General features: G+C 58.8%; 15 protein-coding genes. 8 read left to right on the forward strand and 7 right to left on the reverse strand.

Annotated features, from left to right (window positions below; translation table 11 throughout):
* Positions 1-273 precede the first annotated feature (273 nt).
* From ACO54Z_RS02530 to rph, 5 genes are all read right to left on the reverse strand, one after another.
* On the reverse strand, positions 274-1212 hold the full coding sequence (locus tag ACO54Z_RS02530; RefSeq protein WP_485995602.1) for a DUF4339 domain-containing protein: 939 nt from the start codon (positions 1210-1212) through the stop codon (positions 274-276).
* Positions 1209-2309, reverse strand: a complete 1101-nt coding sequence (locus tag ACO54Z_RS02535; RefSeq protein WP_485995603.1) for a toxic anion resistance protein — start codon at positions 2307-2309, stop codon at positions 1209-1211. Before ACO54Z_RS02535 ends, ACO54Z_RS02530 begins: the two co-directional genes overlap by 4 nt.
* Positions 2306-3166: a 5-bromo-4-chloroindolyl phosphate hydrolysis family protein gene (locus ACO54Z_RS02540; protein ID WP_485995604.1), complete on the reverse strand. Its 861-nt coding sequence runs from the start codon at positions 3164-3166 to the stop codon at positions 2306-2308. Before ACO54Z_RS02540 ends, ACO54Z_RS02535 begins: the two co-directional genes overlap by 4 nt.
* Positions 3167-3292: 126 nt before the next feature.
* Positions 3293-3955: a hypothetical protein gene (locus tag ACO54Z_RS02545; RefSeq protein WP_485995605.1), complete on the reverse strand. Its 663-nt coding sequence runs from the start codon at positions 3953-3955 to the stop codon at positions 3293-3295.
* A 194-nt stretch (positions 3956-4149) separates the two neighbouring features.
* The gene (gene rph / locus ACO54Z_RS02550) at positions 4150-4866 is read right to left on the reverse strand and encodes a ribonuclease PH (protein ID WP_485995606.1); all 717 of its coding nucleotides are present in this window, start codon (positions 4864-4866) and stop codon (positions 4150-4152) included.
* A gap of 112 nt (positions 4867-4978) precedes the next feature.
* Here rph and ACO54Z_RS02555 point away from each other — a divergent pair, with 112 nt between their 5' ends.
* The 5 genes from ACO54Z_RS02555 to ACO54Z_RS02575 all read left to right on the forward strand — a co-directional run bounded on the left by ACO54Z_RS02555 (position 4979) and on the right by ACO54Z_RS02575 (position 9501).
* Entirely contained in the window at positions 4979-5839 is an 861-nt protein-coding gene (locus ACO54Z_RS02555; protein ID WP_485995607.1) for a YicC/YloC family endoribonuclease, read from the forward strand.
* Between the two features lie 69 nt (positions 5840-5908).
* Positions 5909-6850 carry an L-lactate dehydrogenase gene (locus ACO54Z_RS02560; protein WP_485995608.1) on the forward strand — a complete coding sequence of 314 codons (942 nt, stop codon included), beginning with the start codon at positions 5909-5911 and terminating at the stop codon, positions 6848-6850.
* A 174-nt stretch (positions 6851-7024) separates the two neighbouring features.
* Entirely contained in the window at positions 7025-7891 is an 867-nt protein-coding gene (locus ACO54Z_RS02565; RefSeq protein WP_485995609.1) for a meta-pathway of phenol degradation family protein, read from the forward strand.
* Between the two features lie 31 nt (positions 7892-7922).
* Complete coding sequence (locus tag ACO54Z_RS02570; RefSeq protein WP_485995610.1) at positions 7923-8360, forward strand: hypothetical protein; 438 nt, start codon at positions 7923-7925, stop codon at positions 8358-8360.
* Positions 8361-8838: 478 nt separating this feature from the next.
* Positions 8839-9501 carry a C39 family peptidase gene (locus ACO54Z_RS02575; RefSeq protein ID WP_485995611.1) on the forward strand — a complete coding sequence of 221 codons (663 nt, stop codon included), beginning with the start codon at positions 8839-8841 and terminating at the stop codon, positions 9499-9501.
* Between the two features lie 95 nt (positions 9502-9596).
* Here ACO54Z_RS02575 and pdxK read toward each other — a convergent pair whose 3' ends face one another.
* Positions 9597-10427 carry a pyridoxine/pyridoxal/pyridoxamine kinase gene (gene pdxK / locus ACO54Z_RS02580; protein ID WP_485995612.1) on the reverse strand — a complete coding sequence of 277 codons (831 nt, stop codon included), beginning with the start codon at positions 10425-10427 and terminating at the stop codon, positions 9597-9599.
* A gap of 313 nt (positions 10428-10740) precedes the next feature.
* Here pdxK and ACO54Z_RS02585 point away from each other — a divergent pair, with 313 nt between their 5' ends.
* From ACO54Z_RS02585 to ACO54Z_RS02595, 3 genes are all read left to right on the forward strand, one after another.
* Positions 10741-11148, forward strand: coding sequence for a cupin domain-containing protein (locus tag ACO54Z_RS02585; RefSeq protein ID WP_366916263.1), 408 nt, complete (start codon positions 10741-10743; stop codon positions 11146-11148).
* 9 nt (positions 11149-11157) lie between these two features.
* Positions 11158-11490 carry a hypothetical protein gene (locus tag ACO54Z_RS02590; RefSeq protein ID WP_485995613.1) on the forward strand — a complete coding sequence of 111 codons (333 nt, stop codon included), beginning with the start codon at positions 11158-11160 and terminating at the stop codon, positions 11488-11490.
* Between the two features lie 226 nt (positions 11491-11716).
* Positions 11717-13474, forward strand: coding sequence for a potassium/proton antiporter (locus ACO54Z_RS02595; protein WP_485995614.1), 1758 nt, complete (start codon positions 11717-11719; stop codon positions 13472-13474).
* 71 nt (positions 13475-13545) lie between these two features.
* Here the strand turns inward: ACO54Z_RS02595 and ACO54Z_RS02600 are convergent, their stop codons facing one another.
* The gene (locus tag ACO54Z_RS02600) at positions 13546-13779 is read right to left on the reverse strand and encodes a recombinase RecA (protein ID WP_485995615.1); all 234 of its coding nucleotides are present in this window, start codon (positions 13777-13779) and stop codon (positions 13546-13548) included.
* Positions 13780-13868: the final 89 nt, after the last annotated feature.

Raw genomic sequence — 13868 nt, forward strand, 5'->3', positions numbered from 1 at the left:
TTTTCATGGGTGCCCGCCCACAGGGGGAGGGAGTCTTTTGGGTGGGCGATTGGGTAACGTGCAGGTAAGCGGATAGCCGGGCAGTAGATACTGGGGGCTGTTGACCATTCGTTTTATGTGCGGTCGCTGACGCGGATGGTTTGCTGCCCCCACCCCAACCCTCCCCCACGGGGGAGGGGGCAGTTCGGTGGGCGGGGTGGCTTTGGGCAGGGGATTCGGCGGTTTGGGCGGTAGCTGTCAGGTTGCGTCCGGGCATGGTGGTTTCCTTGTGGTTCAGTCCCAGTTGAAGAGGTTGAAGGCGTCGGCGGGCAGCCAGGCGGTCATGCCTTTTTGCCAGAGCAGGTCTTTCATCAGGATTTGGCCTTCGTCGATGAGTTTTTGGACGTCAATTGCGCTCAGCGGCCCAATTTGCTGGCCGTGGTGGACGCGGTAGAAGATTTTGTCCTGGCCGAGCGGCGGGCGCGGCGCGTCGTTTTTGGCGGTGGTGATGGCGGGCGGCGCGGGGGCTGTTGTCTCCGTGTTTTCGCGGGCGTAGGCCGGGGCGGCGCTGGCGGCAGCCGGGCGCGCGGGATGTGTGCTTTGCGGCGGTGCACTTGGGGTGCGGCGGGCGATGCGCAGGTCGTGCAGGGTCAGGCCGAGTTGGGCGAGTTGTGGTCGCAGGCGCGCCTTGAGGAAGTTTTGCAGGGCTTCGGTCTGGTGGTCGATGTCGTCCGCGCTGATTTGTTCGTGGATGAGGGTTTGGTCGATGTGGTAGCTCAGGGTTTGGTCGAGGTAGTCGTCGTCGAGGTCAAGGGTCTGGTTTTCGATGAGGATGCGGCAGAGGGTGTCCGGGTCGCGGATGCTGATGGTGTAGCTGCCGGTGAGCGGCTGGTCGAGGCGGCGTTGCGACGGTTGGTAGATGCTTTGCCAAAGGCGACTGGCGCTCGCGTCCAGGTTGAGGTAGAGGATGTCGGCGGTTTCGGCTTGCGGGATGTTGTCCGGGTCAAGCGGGTAGTCGCCGGGTTCGTTGGCAGCGGTGTATTGTTCGTTGATGATGAGGTAGGCGATTTGTCCCGGTTCGATGTGCAGGGTACTGCGTTCGAGCAGGTTGTGCTGGCTGTGGTGCGCGATGAGGCTGTCCGGCACGAAGCGGGCGCGCAGGGTGCGCGGTTGCAGGCCAAGTTTGTCGGGTTTGAGGCTGGCGAGCAGGCGGGCGATGAGGTTTTTGATCATGCCGGGCCTCCGGGTTTTTGCGCGGCGGCTTTGAGGCTTTGTTTGAGCGCTTCTTCGGCGGCTTCAAGTTTGGCGGTGGCCTCGGCGCGCTGTTGGCGTCCGGCTTCGTGGATTTGGATGCTTTCTTCGATGGTCTCGATCAGCATCTGGTTGGCTTTTTCCACGGCGTCAATGTCGAAGACGCCGCGCTCCAACTGGGTGCGGCTTTCGCGGTTGGCGAGTTTGAGGTTTTCGGCGTTGCTGGTGAGCAGTTCGTTGGTGAGATCGCTGCTTTGTTTGAGTGCGGTCGCCGCTTCGCCGGAGCGGTAGATGGCGATGGATTGGGCGAGTTGTTGCCGCCACAGCGGTACGGTGTTGACCAGGGTGGTGTTGATTTTGCTGACGAGTCCTTTGTTGTTTTCTTGAACCATGCGGATGCTTGGCAGTGCCTGCATCGAGACTTGTTTGGTCAGCCGCAGGTCGTGCAGGCGGCGGTCGAGTTCGTCGCGCTGCATTTGCGCGTCGCGCAGGCGCTGCGCGCTTTCCATTTCGCCGTCTTCGGCGGCCTTCACCAGCGCGGGCAGGGTGGTCTGGTCGGCCTCGGCGAGGACGGTTTCGGCGGCGGCGATGTGGTATTCGAGTTCGCGGTAGTAGTCGAGGTTGGCATCATAAAGTTTGTCCAGCGATTTGATGTCCACCAGCAGTTTTTGTTTGTGTGCTTCGAGGGCGTTGCTGATTTGGTCGAGTTGTTCGCTGATGGTGTCGAATTTTTGCAGGAAGCTGGCGAGCGGTTTGGCTTTGCCGAGGAGGCGGGCAAAGAGCGACGGTTTTTCTTGCACTTTGAGTTCCGCGCCCTGGAAGCCGCGCAGCAGCCCGACCATGTTGGCGAGCAGTTCGCCTGCTTTGCCCGCGTCTTCGCTTTTGATGTCGGTCAGCATGGTATCGGCGACGGTGGTGAGCTGTTTTTGCGCGGCCGCGCCGAAGTTGAGGATGCTGTTGGTGTCGGTGATGTTCAGCGTTTGTGCGAGTTGCTGGACGCGCGCCGGTTCGAGGTGAGCGGGCAGGGTGCTGGTGGCGGTATTGGTGGGGGCGAGTTCGGTGCGGGTGCTGTCGTTCATGGTTTGTTTCCCGTGTTGAGTTGGTCGCGCAGGACCTGGATTTGGGTGTCGAGGTGTTCTTGTTGGGCGCTGCCGAGTTGCAGTTGTTGCGCGCTGAAGCTGTGTTCGCTATCGGCGAGCAGGGTGTGGAAGTTTTGTTGTTGGCGACCGTGATCGGGGTTGCCGATGTCGGCGAGGTAGGCGGCGCTGATGCGGCGCAGTTCGTGCAGGTGGACGACGAGGAAGCTACGCGCGGCGCGGATGCGTTCGGGTTCTTCGCCGATGTGGGCGATGATGCCGCGCGCCTGGGCGGTGATTTTTTCGAGTTGGGCGGCGATGTCCGCTTCGTCGGCGTAGTTTTTCAGGCGGTTGGCGTGTTGTTCGAGGGTTTCGATGGCATCAAAGCCGCCGCTCAACATTTCGCGCAGGGTGGCGTTGAGGTGGCCGGGGATGTGGCGCGGCGGTGCCTGGTAGGCGTCGGCGGGGGCGCTGTTGTGGAGGTAGGCGAGGTAGTAACCGGCGGCGGCGAGTAGCGCGCTGGTCAGGGCAAAGGCAATGCCGGGGCGGACGCTGAAGGTGATGCTGGCGGCGGCAAGCGCGGTGTAGGCGAGGGCGTAGGGGCGGTAGTCGTTGTCGGCCTGGTCGAGGCCGCTGCGGGCGAGGTTGGCGCTGCGCGAGCGGTAATGCTGTTGGGTGAGGCGGGCGGCGTAGCTGAGCAGGCCGATGGCAACGGCAGCGGTTGCGACGCCCAGCAGTTTGCCGCGCAGGAGGTTCACCGGCAGGGCGAGCCACAGCGGCAGTTGCAGCACGTACAGGCCGACACCGCGCAGGGCGAGGTATTGTTGTTTGAGTTTTTTTTGGGCGTCTTCGAGGTTCATCAGCGGAACAGGCTCATGCAGGCGGGGAGGAAAATGGCGCTGGCAAGCAGCAGCAGACCGAGGGCGCGGGGGAAGGTCATGGGCGGTCGGGGGTGGGTTGCAAGTCGCGCGATTATAACGGTTTTGTCAGGTTTTGGCTTGCGGCGGGCGGCTGTCGAGACGGTCGCGCAGGACTTCCATCCGGGTTTCGAGGTCGCGCAGGGTGCGGGCGCGCTGGTGCTGGTGGCCGTACTGGATGTGGTCGTGGGTGTCGTGGATGAGTTGCAGCAGTTGGCGGCGGTTGTGTTCGCCCAGCTCGCTCGCAGGCAGTTGCAGGTAGAGCAGGCTGATGTACACCAGTTCGGGCAGGTACACGGTGAGCAGCGGGCGGTTGGCGCGGATTTTGTCGTCGTCGCCGCGCAGGCTTTCGAGGTAGGTTTCGCTGTGGTTGCAGAGTTGTTCGAGCAACAGACCGATGCGCTCGCCATCGGCACGGTTGCGGTATTGCACCGCGTTTTCGCGCAGCGCGGCGAGGTCGGCGTGGGCGCGGGCGAGGGTCTGCTCGTGGATGGTCGGCGGTTTGGCGTGGCTGCAGAGGATGTGCGCGTGATAGCGCAGCCACAGCCAGGGCAGGGCGGCAAGCGCCAGGCTGGTCATGAGCGCCAGCAGCCACGGCACGAGGTGGACTTCACCGCGCCAGAGGACGCCATGGACGAAGCTCGCGCCGAAATAGAGGCTGATGAGCGCGGCGGCGCTGTTACTCCAGTAGCGCGCGGGCAGGGTTTTGAGGGTGGTGAGGATGGGGGGCATGGTGTTCAGGATGACTTTATCGCCATTCCCTTAAAGCCTCATACGGCGTTGTATCTCCTCGCCGTACAAAGGTGTACGCTTCGTCGCGGTGCCTTGTCCTGAGGCTTTAGGTGTATGGCCATATAATAAGTATCGGTGGCTGTCGGGTTTGTCCCCTTTTTTGAATTTGTCTGCGGTTGTGTGCCCGAAAGGGGTTATAGCCCCAGCGCCTGTTTCTGCACCTGCATGATTTCGCGGATGCCCTTGTCGGCCAGCGCCAGCATCGCCTGCATTTCGTCGTGGCGGAAGGCGTGGCCTTCGGCAGTGCCCTGGATTTCGATAAACGCGCCGCCGTCGTTCATCACGATGTTCATGTCGGTCTCGGCTTCGCTGTCTTCGGCGTATTCCAAATCCAACAGCGGCGTGCCGCGATACACGCCGACGGAGACGGCAGCGAGCTGGCCGTGCAGCGGGTTTTGTTTCAGCCGTCCCTGCTGAATCAGGGTGCGGATGGCATCCGCCAAAGCGACAAAGCCGCCGCTAATCGCGGCGGTGCGCGTGCCGCCATCGGCTTGTAGCACGTCGCAGTCAATCGTTATTGCGCGGTCGCCGAGTGCGGCGAGATCGACCACCGCGCGCAGCGAGCGGCCAATCAGGCGCTGGATTTCCACGGTGCGCCCCTGCTGTTTGCCCCGCGCGGATTCGCGCACGGTGCGCTCATGCGTGGCGCGCGGCAGCATCCCGTATTCGGCGGTCACCCAGCCTTGTCCCTTGCCACGGAGGAAGGGCGGTACTTTTTCTTCGACGCTGGCGGTGCAGAGGACGTGGGTGTCGCCGCAGCGGATGAGTGCCGAGCCTTCGGCGTATTTGTTGATGCCGCGTTCGATGCTGACGGGGCGGAGCTGGTCGGGACGGCGGTTGCTGGCGCGCATGATGATTCCTTGTGAGTTAATGTGGGCAGGCCGCGCATTATAAGGGGTGCGCGCTGTGTTTTCCGGCAAAAGGGCGTATCATGCGCCCGACTTTCTTACAGGGACATTGCCCATGCGACAGAGTATGACCGCCTTCGCCCGCGCCACCGAAGAAAACGCGCAATGGCGCATCAGTGTGGAATTGAAATCGGTGAATCACCGCTTCCTTGAAATCCAGGTAAAGATGGGCGACACGCTGCGCCATCTGGAAGGCGCGATTCGCGAGCGCCTGCAGGCGGCGGTCGCGCGCGGCAAGGTGGAAATCTGGATATTCGTCGAGAACATGGGCGAGGGCAACGCGCAGCGGTTAGATGCCAATGCGCTCACCGCCTGGCTGGACAAGTTCGCCGCCGCCGACCCGCAGGCGAATCTGGGTGCGCCCGGCTGGAGCGACCTGCTCGCCCTACCCGGCGTGCTGGTGCGTGAATACAACAGCGAAGACGCACTGGATGCCGCCGTACTGCGCCTCTTTGACGCCGCACTCACCGATTTCATCGCCATGCGTGCGCGTGAAGGCGAAGCGATTGCCGCCGTGCTGGGTGCGCGGCTGGACAGCATGAGCGCGGTGCTGGACGGTGTGGTCGCCGGACTGCCGCAGTTGCAGGAAAAAACCGCCGCCATCATGCAGGAGCGCCTGCGTGCGCTGCAATTTGAGGCCGATCCCGCTATTGCCGGGCAGGCGCTGTCGCAAATCCTGTCCAAAATGGACGTGCAGGAAGAGCTGGACCGGCTGCGCTTCCACATCGAGGAGGCGCGCAAAACCCTGCAACAGCAGGGCGCGATTGGTCGCCGTCTCGATTTCCTCATGCAGGAATTTAACCGCGAAGCGAACACGCTCGGCTCCAAGGCGGGCGACAACGCGCAGAGCCAGGCATCGGTCGAGCTCAAAGTCCTTATCGAACAAATGCGGGAACAGGTGCAGAACCTCGTCTGAGCCCACTGCCGCAACCCTTAAACCCATCCAGCAAAACAAATCCTTCCAACCCACAAACAGGAGAAACCCATGGCAAAAGTAGGAATCATCGGCGCCGGATTCGTCGGCGCCACCGCCGCATACGCAATGATGCTCAACGGCACCTGTAGCGAAATCGTGCTGATTGACCGCGACGAACCGCGCGCCAAGGCCGAAGCCGCCGACATCGCCCACGGCGCGCCGCTCGCCAAAGGCGTGCGTGCCTACGCGGGCGACTACAAAGACCTCACCGGTGCCGTGCTGGTCGTCATCGCCGCCGGCTCCAACCAAAAACCGGGCGAATCGCGGCTGAACCTGCTGGCGCGCAACGCCGCCATCCTCGCCAGCATCGTGCCGCAAGTCGTCCAGGCCGCACCCGATGCGGTCGTGCTGCTTGTCTCCAACCCGGTGGACATCATGACCAGCATCGCCCGCGCGCTGCACCCGAACCCGTCGCTGGTGATGGGCTCCGGCACCATCCTTGACAGCGCCCGCTTCCGCCAGCTCATCGGCGAACGTGCCGGGGTCAATGCGCGCTACGTCCACTCCTACGTCATGGGCGAACACGGCGACTCCTCCGTGATGTGCTGGAGCGGCGCGCTCATCGCCGGGATGCCGGTCGCCACCTTCATGAGCGAGCGGCAAATCCCGTGGGACGACAAAATCAAGGAAGCCATCGCCTACGACGTGCGCAACGCCGCGCTCGCCATCATCGCCGGCAAACACGCTACCTATTACGGCATCGGCATCGCGGTGAACAGCCTCGCCGATGCCATCATCAACGACCGCCACGCCGTCTTCACCGTCTCTGGCGACAGCCCGTTTGACGAAGTCTGCCTGTCGCTGCCGCGCCTCGTGGGTCGCAAAGGCATCTTGGAAACCCTGATGCCGCCGCTGAACAAAGACGAAAGCGTTGCCCTCTCGCACAGCGCGCAAGTGCTTTATGACGCGCAGGAAGGCGTGCTGAAAGACGGCAAACTGGTTTGCCTCTGAAACCGCCACGGCAACAAAAACGGGCATCGCAAGATGCCCGTTTTTTAATGCGCGCCTGCAAAACACCACGCAAAAGACAGCGCAACCCGCTGATTGCAAATAATAAAATAATAACCCATTGACAAAAAAAAAAAATCAACGTTAAGATGCGGTCAATCTCATTTGGAGCATCGCATGAAACGCAAAAACGGATTTGTCCTCCCCTTCCTTCTTCTCGCCGCAAACGCTCACGCCGACCTGCCGCTCAGCCTGGAAGGCATCGCCCCCACCCAAAACCGCCTCAAAATCGGCGCATCCCTGACTTACTACAACAGCAGCTCGGACATTCACAGCCAGGGCGCATCCACTTACCTTCTCACCCCGCAAAACACCACCATCGAAATCCCCGGACGCCTGCGCAACGGGCGCTCAAACAGCGACGTCCTCTATACCCACCTCAACCTCCAGTACGGCCTGAGCGCCAATACCGAAATCTACACCGGCGTCGGCGCACTGTGGCGGCAAAACCGCTACAGCGACGACAACGCACGCTTTACCCGCAACCATAACGAACTGTCGGACATAGTCCTCGGCGTCAATCAGGTCGTATTGCGCGATGGCGCAAACCCCATGCTGACCGCCACCCTCGAAACCTCCGCCCTCGAAAAAATCCGGGGCAAAAACGTCCACGCCCGCTCATGGTTCGCCGGAATCTCGGCCTACAAGGCAATAGACCCCGTTGTTTTCTCCCTCACCACCGGCTACCGCTTCAACTTCAACAACAGCACCGAACGCCGCCCCGGCAACTACTGGCTCATCCGCCCCGGTGTCTCTTTTGCCGCCAATGACCGCACCTCGTTCAACGCCCGCCTGCAATGGACAGGACGACAGGGCGACCGCATCCGTGGCAAAAAAACCAACGCATTTGAAAGCAGCACCCACACCACCCTCGGCGTCGGTTATGCCTTTTCAGACCGAACATCACTCAGTGCCGATGTGCAATGGAATCTCTCCGGAGATACCGGCGCCAATGCCACCCTTGGCTTTCAGCACCGATTCTGATGTAATCTGTAAACATGAAATGGAGTCAATCATGAAAAAACTGGTAATCAGCGCCCTCATCGCAGGGATTTCCGCCACCGCCCCGCTCTATGCCCAAACCGCCGCCGCGGACAGCATTGAGCAACAGGTCTTCGACAAATCCTTTGATGTCGCCGTACTCTCACCGCAGGAGATGCAGGAGACAGAAGGAGCGTTTTCACTTGCAGACAATGCAATTGTGGTGGGCGCAGGTATAGGAATGTTGGATTATGGATACAATAATATGGCAGCCGGAAAGGAAGTTAACCCTTATGGCTTGATAGGCGCAGGTGCTGCTGGAGCATTTGGTGGTGCATACGCTAGAATAACTAGTCTAATGGAAGGCACACTTGCAGGATGGTGGCTGGCAAAAGCCAACGATCAAATATGGGATTACAATTCTCCCAATACAAGACAATCGTTACATCCTGATGTAATGAAAGAATTATAGGTTACAGGAAAATCAATTTCCTCTATTAATCTATGACCGTTTTATATCATTTAAGACGGTCATTTATATTGGTTAGACATCCTATGACACTACTAATACTAGTACGTTTTTATACAATTATATGCAAAATATTGTATAATTTCACATAGATAACCACATCCCATCAAGATCAAGATAATAAAATTCCACAAACCTACGAAAACGTGATGCTTATATGAACTCTTTTTTATTTGAGGGAATTCATGTTATTTTTCTTATGATACCGCTAACACTCATGCACATCATGGAAAAATCCAAACCTGTCAAGAAAAGATACTATCTTTTGGTTATTACTGTTGTTTCATTCATATATTATGTTGTCGCCTCATTTATACTGAATGAATGGCATGAGACCATACAGCCAAGTTTGCGAACATTTTTATGGTTTGCAGCCTTTTTCTTGCTGATTACTCCTCCAAAAAATAGTGACCGGTCATAATTGGAGCATTTCATGCGATACGGGATATTTTTGATATTAATCAGCAGTCTTGCATTCGCCGCAGCGCCTTTCCCGGAACACCGTGCGATTTTGACCGAACAACCGGCGGTTAAAAGCTGGAAGGCGATGCGCGATGCGGGCATCGTCAAACAGGATTACGATTTCTCCTGCGGCGCGGCATCCATTGCCACCCTGCTTAACCGCCAATACGGTCTAACTTATAGTGAAAAAGAAATCCTGGAACTGTTGAGCAAGGAAGCGCAGGAAACCTGGAAAGCCTCCTTTGCCGATATGCAGAAAATCATGCCGTCGCTGGGATTTCGCGCCGAAGGCTATGCTGTTTCCTTTGAGCAGTTGCAACAACTGCGCGCGCCGGTGATTGTCTATCTGCGCTACCGCAACAACGACCATTTCTCCGTGCTCTACGGCATTGACGGCGAGACCGTGCTGCTAGCCGACCCGTCGCTGGGTCATGTATCCCTGAGCCGCACGCAGTTCCTCGATGCGTGGAAAACCCGCGACAGTCATTTGAGCGGCAAAATCCTCGCCATCGTCCCGGACAAGGCGCATCCGCATCCCGCCAAAACGGACTTTTTCACCCGCGCGCCACAGCGCAGCACCCGGCACAGCATGGTGTTTGAGCAAATGCCATCGCGCTATTGAACAGGACAACGGGCATCGTCGATGCCCGTTTTTTTGTCGCCGCAAAGAGGCAATCGCGCGTAGGGTGGGGCTTGCCCCACCATGTATGGCGCTGTTCATTGCGGCGGAAAACGCAGCTCGCCGCTGTTTTCGGCAGCGGTATAACGCAGCGCGGCGACAACCCAGTCGCCCGCCGCCTGCACCGCATCGTTGAGCGGCGCGCCATTCAGCAGGGCGGCGGTGAGCGCGGCGTGGAAGGCGTCGCCAGTGCCTTTGACGTCGCTCGCGATGCGCGGGTGATGGCTTTGCGCGACGCCGTCGCGGGTAATGATGAGGTTGGCGATTTCGCCGTCTTTAGCGCCGGGGCTGCTGGTGACGATGACGGTATTGAGGCGCGTGCCGAGCAGGCTGCGTGCGGCGGCGATGGTGGCGTCGAGGCTGTCGGTCGGGCGCTCGCTCAAATAGCCGAGTTCGTAATGGTTCGGGGTGATGAGGTCGGCGCAGGCGGCGAGGCGGTCGCGGTAGCTGGCGGCGAGTTCGGGGCGCACATAGAGGCCGCTGTCGTGGTCGCCCAGTACCGGGTCGATGCTGATGTGCAGTTGCGGGCGGCGTGCTTTTTCGGCGTCGAGCCAGTCGGCGAGGATGTCCGCCTGTTCGGCGCTACCGAGGTAGCCGAGGATGATGGCGCGGGTAGCATCCAGCGCGCGGCGGCGGTCGAGGTCGGCAAGGTAGCCGCGAAACCAGTCGGCGGGAATGGCGCCGCCGTGGATGGTGTCGTAGTGCGGGGTGTTGGAGTAGAGCACGGTTGGCACGGCGGCGGCGCGGATGCCGTGCCGGGCAAGCGTTGGCAGCGCGGCGTTGTTGCCGACGGTGCCATAGACGACTTGCGACTGGATGGAGAGGACGTCAAGCGGCAACGGGTTGCGGGCGGCGTAATCGAGGGGCATGGGTTTATTCCTTGTTGCGGGTCAATTTGCAGGGTAATTCTCACAAAGCCCTGTGCAGTATTGCGCCACTTTGCCGTACTGACTTTAGCGGCGCGTTTTGTACAGAACTTTGCGAGTATCGCCATACAGTTTATGCAATTTCCCGCTTTGGGTTCAAAGTCGATGCGCGGAAGCAGATATGCCCTCACCGCAGGGCACGATTATGGGTTATTTGGCTCGCCTTTGCCGGTCATATCCTGGTCTGGCGTGTTATGCTGACAAGCCGAAGCAGGAATGGCATTGGGCGCCATTCGATGAAAACGAGGAGTCAAACATGAGCCAAAATAAATCCGTGCAACAAGGCATTTTCCCGCGGGGCGACAAAAACGACGCCTATGCGCCATTTTTTACCGGCCAGAGTTATCTGCACAAGCTGGTTGCGGATGCCGATATTCCACTGTCGGTCGCCAACGTCACCTTTGAGCCTGGCTGTCGCAATCACTGGCATATTCATACCGATGGCTATCAAATTCTGCTTGTCACTGCTGGCGCGGGCTGGTATCAGGAGGCGGGAGAGGCGGCGCGTGCGTTGCATCCGGGCGATGTCGTTGTCACCCACAAAGGCATCCGGCATTGGCACGGCGCGCAAAAAGACAGTTGGTTCAGCCATGTCGCCATTACTGCCGGGCAGACAGAATTTTTTGAGCCGGTTGATGCGCGCGCATATGACGCGCTGCATTGATTGCATTTTATGATTTGCCGCCCGCAACGGGCGGCTTTCCTTTTTGTTTTTTTGAGATGGTGTGAAGTATTTTTTTCCACGCTTAAATGGCTGTTCATTCTTGTTCTTTTATTGATTGTCGTCGGCATCGCTTATGTCTGGCTCAATCCAACTTTCGGCGGCAAACCCGATGCGGTGAGCCTGAAACGCATTCAGGCATCGCCGCATTTTAATGGCAAAATTTTTGTCAATCTGGAGCCGACTGAGCTCGTCACTGCAAGCGAACGGCGTACCGGCATGGGCGATTTTCTTGCGGGCTATTTTTCCCCGCCCGCAGGCAAAGTTCCCGCTGCACCGTTATGAATGGCGCGAGCCGATTGAGCGCTTTACTGCCGCCGCCAAAGACCAGCCGCTGCCTGGCGAGGTATTTGATTACCGCGCACCGCCGCAACGCGACTGGTGGCGCGCGGTGCGAGACGAATGAACATCCCGCAAAGCGGCGGAATTTCCCCCGGCGGACATGGGCTTTTCGCTTACAATAATGGCATTTAATCAATCACCCGCCCTGCCAGCTTGAGGAAAACCGCTTATGGAAAGTATGAACCTGATGTTCCTGATTTTCGCCTTTCTCTTTTTTATCAGCATAGTAGCCACCCGTCTCTCGGCTTACATCGGGATGCCGCTGTTGCTGGTATTCCTCGGCGTGGGGATGCTCGCCGGCGAGGAAGGCATCGGCGGCATCCAGTTCAGTAATTTCCTTGCGGCGAACCTCGTCGGGCAGTTGGCTCTAGCCATCATCCTGCTCGACGGCGGCCTGCGCACCAGCACCGCCAGCCTGCGCATCTCGCTCAAACCGGCGGCGGTACTCGCCAGTTGGGGCGTTTTGGCGACGGTATTGGTGCTTGGTCTCTTTACCACTTATTTCCTAAACGTCAGTTGGCAATTGGGCTTTTTGATGGCGGCCATTGTCGGCTCGACTGATGCCGCCGCGGTATTTTCATTATTGCGCAGTAGCGGCGTCCGCTTAAATTCGCGCATTCTCTCGACTTTGGAACTGGAAAGCGGCGCGAACGACCCGACTGCCATTTTTTTGGTGACGGCGATGATTACCATGCTGAACCAGCCGGAGAATGCCAGTGTCCTTTCCTTTATTGTGATGTTGCTGCAGCAACTCTGCCTCGGATTGTTATTCGGCTGGTTGGCGGGAAAAGGGCTCGCCTGGCTCTTGCGCCGTATTGAACTTGCGGAAGGATTATATGCGCTTTTAATTGCATCCGGCGGGCTGATGCTTTTCGCCTTTACCAATCTTTTTGGCGGTAGCGGATTCCTCGCCGTCTATCTCGCCGGTATTCTCGTCGGCAATTCGCGCGGGCGCGCCAATGAGCCTATGCTCAATGTCATGGACGGCCTCGCCTGGTTGGCGCAGGCATCCATGTTCCTCGTTCTCGGTTTGTTGGTGACGCCGAGCCGTCTCTTTGAAAAAGGATTCTATGCGCTGATTATTGCCGCCTGCCTCATTTTGGTCGCGCGCCCCATTGCCGTATTCACTTCGCTGGTATTCTTTCCCTATGGCAAACGGGAAATGGCGTATATCAGTTGGGTTGGCCTGCGCGGTGCGGTACCCATTACCCTGGCGATGATGCCGCTGATGGAGGGTATTCCCAATTCCCAACTCATTTTTGACGTCATCTTTTCCGTCGTCATTTTCTCGCTGCTGATTCAGGGAACGACTCTCGGCTTTATGGCGCGCAAACTGAAAGTCGATTTACCGCCGCGCCCGGAACCGCTATCGAGCGATGAAATCTGGCTGACCGACAAACTGACGCTGCAACTGCAATCCTTCCGCGTTGCCGAAAATTCCAAGGCAGAGCGCAGCCACCCCTATGCCCTGACCCGCCTGAAACAATTTGCCAATGCCCGTCTCTTTGCCCTTATCCGCGACGGCGCCATCATGAAAGTCGGCATGAATTCCCAAATGAAAAAAGGCGATGTCGCCTGGTATGTTTTCCCGGAAGACCGGGGCAATGAATTTGCCGAGCAATTCGCCAGCAGCAAGCAAAGCGAAAGCGAGCAGGAATTTTATGGCGAAATTGAAGTCAAGCCGTATGTGCGCATTGGCGAACTGGCCAAGGCGCATCAATTAAACCTGCGCGAAGAAGACGCCGACCGCACGTTGGGGGAACTCTTCCGCGAACGGTTCGGCGATGTGCCGGTTGCAGGCGACCGCCTCGACCTGGACGGCTACGAAATCACCATCAAGGAGCTGGACGAACGCGGCTATATGAAATGGCTGGCGCTGAAAATGCCGCCAAAACCGGCGGAGGCGGAAGCCGTCGCGCCTGTATGACAAACGATAGAACCGCCGCGAGATGCGGCGGTTTTTTATGATTGTGCGGCAAGTGAGCGCCGCAACTTGCATCATTGCCGCTGCGCCCAGGCAATGGCGGTGGCAATCGCCGCGCGGGATTGCGGGCTGTTTTTCCAGCAACTGCTGCCGGTGAGCAGCGCGCCAAGCGACAGCACTTCTTCGAGGTCGGCGTTGGCGAGCGCTGCCACGTCGTCCAGTCCCATTTGTGCGAGGCGTTGCAGCACGGTTTTGCCGATGCCTTTTTCGGCAAGCAGCGCGGTTTGTTGTTCCGGGGTGAAGGGCATGGGGTGATTCCAAGAATTTATTTGGTGAGGGGTTTTTTGAAGCCGCTACTGCCTGCTGCAAGAATACCGTGCGTGTCGCGATAAACCCC

The organism is Cardiobacterium sp. (genome assembly GCF_057314735.1).